This window comes from Pseudanabaena cinerea FACHB-1277 (genome assembly GCF_014696345.1).
Lineage (GTDB): Bacteria > Cyanobacteriota > Cyanobacteriia > Pseudanabaenales > Pseudanabaenaceae > Pseudanabaena > Pseudanabaena cinerea.
This window is the reverse complement of sequence record NZ_JACJPY010000164.1, coordinates 1-2,942: the sequence shown is the minus strand read 5'-3', so window position 1 is coordinate 2,942 and position 2,942 is coordinate 1. Positions and strand designations below refer to the sequence as shown.

The following is a 2,942-nucleotide window of genomic DNA, read 5'->3' as shown; positions in this document are numbered from 1 at the left end:
TCTCTTACCAATTTCGGCGATTTCCTGTCTTGCCTGTCCTGTGGTCTCCTTTTTCTACTTGCATTCTTCCTGCCTCCTAATTACTTTTTCAGCAAGCCCTAATTAATCAACACTTGGTAAGAGAAGTTCAGAAAGGCTCTTGGATTGCCCAGTTGGAAGTCAAAGAATTACCACCCGATCCTGCTCTTGTTGTCTTCAAAAATGTCACGAACGTAAATGGCTTTAAAACTGTCGATGTTGATTGTCAAAAGAAACCGATAGGCAATTTTTTAGATGTAGCATTTGAATCTTGCACTAAAAAACTTTTTGTAAAAGAGTGGCATCTAAGAGGCGTAAGAGAGGAGGATCTTTATCCAAATGGTGTTCGTTATAAAAACTATAGTTCTAACTGGTTTGAGTATATTAACGGTCAATCTGAATTGAACCCTTACGTCAGTGGTGAACCTGTTGCAAGTATTGGTTTACTACGACCAAGCGAAGAAGGTGATATATATATAACCAGAGAGGAATGGATAGAGTCTACAAGAACCAATGTGAAGAAAAACAAATTTTCTGTAAGATTAAGAAAACTTGATTCTCAACCTTCTAGGAGAAGAATAAATGTTGTTTGTGGAGATAAACCAACAAATATATGGGGAATTAAGTTTGTGCCAAAATGTACTCCTACAGGAGGAACATATATTGATGTTTACTATAAAACGCGGTATATACACCTTAATGTTGACTTGCTAAATGGTCAAACATTGCAACTTAGACCAGATGCATTTGGTGGGCAACCTGGATTTGATGGAAAATCAGGTTCTATGAATTCAACAGGTTCATCTATGAATTTTGATCTTGTGTTTATTAGTAAAGGAAGGTGAAATTCTAGATAATTTGCCATATTTGGAGCATCAATCCATATTTTCATGCAGTTAATCTAGGGAAATCAGTCCGTCTTGCGGCAAAAACTAAACAAGCTTGGATATCAGCAAGCTCCAAATCGGGAAAATCTTCTAAAATCTCACCAATACTCACATTTTCTGCCAACATTTCTAAAATATCAGTCACCCGTATTCGCATCCCGCGAATGCAAGGACGACCACCACATTGTCCAGAAATTTGAGTGATACGAGATAACAAACTATTTTTTAAATTCATAGGGTTTGCTGCGAACTTATTCAACTTATTTGAGCGCAAAGCGCCGTATGTAAATCTAACTTTATGCTACAGTGTATATACAAAATGTATTCTAAATCTTAATGCAATTTGAATGGGACGAAAACAAAAATCAGTTAAATCAGAAGAAACATGGAATTAGTTTTGAGGAAGCTAAGGAGATTTTCTTTGGCACTGTTTTTACTTCCGTTAGTGAAAAAATCAACTATGGCGAAATTCGAGAAATTAGTATTGGTAAAATTCAGAGTGTTTTGATTGTTGCTGTAGTGCATACAGATCGCAATGGCAAAGTGCGGATTATTTCTGCCCGAAAAGCTACCCCTAAAGAAAGGAGAAAATATAATGAGTATCTCTCAGAATCGCCTTGAAGAAATCCTCAATATTCCTGATGATGCTATTGACACTTCAGATATTCCTGAACTTGACGATCGCTTTTGGGAGAATGCGAGAATAGTAACTCCCATCACAAAAAAGGCAGTTTCGATTCGCTTAGATAGTGATGTTTTGGATTGGTTTAAGGATCAAGGTAAGGGTTATCAATCAATAATTAATAATGTCCTGCGTACTTATGTCCATCATCAACAAAACAAAACATAAATGAGGAATATGAGACTAGAAACTAGGCGATTCCCTTAAACATCTTCAGGATCGTATCCTAAAGCTCTTAGCCTTTCTGCTAACCGTTGGGCTTTCTGCTCAGCTTGTTGTTGAGCTAAGGCTGCTTGATCAGCGATCGCCTTTTGTTGATCAGCGATCGCCTCAGCCTGTTGTTGAGCTAAGGCTGCTTGATCGGCGATCGCCTTTTGTTGATCAGCGATCGCCTCAGCTTGCACAGCCCTTTCATCGCCTGTCAACAATAAATTGCCAGACTCATCCCACCAGCGCAACCAAGATACGCCATTCTCTAAGATCAAACCCAGTTCCACACCCATCGGTGCGATCGCATAATGACCGCGATCGTTGGGCTGCATTTTGACATAGCGACCGTCCAGCAAATGATAAGCCTCAAGATTGTCCCTAAATCCGTCAAAAATCACATAAAAGGGAATCCGAATCGCCTGCTCATAAACCCAGAATTTACCAGCTTTTTCCGTAACACTAGGGGGAGTTTTATCTCTTTCTTCATTACCATTGCCAGACACAAACTCGATCGCAATTAAAGGCGCAACAAATTCTTTCCATAAAACATAAGAACGGCGATATTCGCCATCCAGCATCGGCGGCACATTCGGCACATAAAACCAATCGGGGGCTTCGGCTCCTTTTTCGGGTGGTTCCATTAGTCGCCAATAGATACCACTATCTTGACCGATGCAGTAATGTCCATCGGGATGCAGTTTTTCGAGAATTGGAGTGATTGAACTGGTTAAAACAATACTTTGCGGGTGTTCCTGAAAGTTTTTCACAAAGGTTCCGTCTGAGTCTGGTAATTGCTTATGATCGGGGAGAGTAAGTGCAGTTATAGGAGTGATTGGAGCTTTTGACGCTACGGACTTAATTGGGGCTTCAGTAGTTTGCATAGTAACTCTCTAGAGATACGTTGACTTGATTTTAGCATGAATTTTTAGGTGGAGAGGCGAATTTTGCCTAAGTTTTTATGCCTAGTATTTCTCTAATGGCAACTTGCATCGCCAGTCTGCCGTTAGTATTGCGCCAAGGTGGAACCATGATCAGGCTTTTAATTAGGGCTTGCTGAAAAAGTAATTAGGAGGCAGGAAGAATGCAAGTAGAAAAAGGAGACCACAGGACAGGCAAGACAGGAAATCGCCGAAATCGGGAAGAGA

Annotated in this window: 5 protein-coding genes; 3 read left to right on the top strand and 2 right to left on the bottom strand. The window is 40.0% G+C overall.

Annotated elements, in window-relative coordinates; translation table 11 throughout:
• Positions 1–113: 113 nt before the first annotated feature.
• Positions 114–863: a hypothetical protein gene (locus tag H6F44_RS22475; RefSeq protein WP_190353312.1), complete on the top strand. Its 750-nt coding sequence runs from the start codon at positions 114–116 to the stop codon at positions 861–863.
• 43 nt (positions 864–906) lie between these two features.
• Here H6F44_RS22475 and H6F44_RS22470 read toward each other — a convergent pair whose 3' ends face one another.
• Entirely contained in the window at positions 907–1,140 is a 234-nt protein-coding gene (locus tag H6F44_RS22470; protein ID WP_190353311.1) for a DUF433 domain-containing protein, read from the bottom strand.
• A gap of 101 nt (positions 1,141–1,241) precedes the next feature.
• On the opposite strand from H6F44_RS22470, the gene H6F44_RS22465 reads away from it, so the two are divergent.
• Complete coding sequence (locus H6F44_RS22465) at positions 1,242–1,526, top strand: BrnT family toxin (RefSeq protein ID WP_190353310.1); 285 nt, start codon at positions 1,242–1,244, stop codon at positions 1,524–1,526.
• The gene (locus tag H6F44_RS22460) at positions 1,501–1,755 is read left to right on the top strand and encodes a BrnA antitoxin family protein (protein ID WP_190353309.1); all 255 of its coding nucleotides are present in this window, start codon (positions 1,501–1,503) and stop codon (positions 1,753–1,755) included. The genes H6F44_RS22465 and H6F44_RS22460 overlap by 26 nt, the downstream gene beginning before the upstream one ends.
• Positions 1,756–1,790: 35 nt before the next feature.
• On the opposite strand, the gene H6F44_RS22455 is transcribed toward H6F44_RS22460, so the two are convergent.
• Positions 1,791–2,678 carry a Uma2 family endonuclease gene (locus H6F44_RS22455; protein ID WP_190353308.1) on the bottom strand — a complete coding sequence of 296 codons (888 nt, stop codon included), beginning with the start codon at positions 2,676–2,678 and terminating at the stop codon, positions 1,791–1,793.
• Between the last annotated feature and the right edge of the window lie 264 nt (positions 2,679–2,942).

Coding starts and splice junctions, on each gene's coding strand:
- H6F44_RS22470 (WP_190353311.1), bottom strand. CDS start 1,140: ATGAATTTAAAAAATAGTTTGTTATCTCGTATCACTCAAATTTCTGGA.
- H6F44_RS22465 (WP_190353310.1), top strand. CDS start 1,242: ATGCAATTTGAATGGGACGAAAACAAAAATCAGTTAAATCAGAAGAAA.
- H6F44_RS22460 (WP_190353309.1), top strand. CDS start 1,501: ATGAGTATCTCTCAGAATCGCCTTGAAGAAATCCTCAATATTCCTGAT.
- H6F44_RS22455 (WP_190353308.1), bottom strand. CDS start 2,678: ATGCAAACTACTGAAGCCCCAATTAAGTCCGTAGCGTCAAAAGCTCCA.